A 236-nucleotide genomic window follows, 5' to 3' on the forward strand; every position below is an offset into this window, starting at 1 on the left:
GTCCAGAGGCGCGTTTGATACCTTGAAGCCGACTACTGGTCCGCTAGCAAAGCACGGGCCAAACGGTATAGCAATTGCCAAGTCTGACATGGAGCTCACGCAACTCATCGCAGACACGATCAACTCGCTGATTGCTGACGGCACCTACAAGGAGATTCTCGACACATGGGGCGTTGGCTCGGTGATCGTCGAGAAGGCTTTGGTCAACCCTGAAGTCAAGATCTGAGAACATGACC

1 pseudogene is annotated in these 236 nt (G+C 53.8%); it reads left to right on the top strand.

The features are described 5' to 3' along the window. A pseudogene (locus SB822_RS60930) lies at positions 1-226 on the top strand (hypothetical protein); the annotation flags it as partial. Positions 227-236: the final 10 nt, after the last annotated feature.

It is taken from the genome of Paraburkholderia sp. SIMBA_054 (assembly GCF_046534875.1).
Lineage (GTDB): Bacteria > Pseudomonadota > Gammaproteobacteria > Burkholderiales > Burkholderiaceae > Paraburkholderia > Paraburkholderia hospita.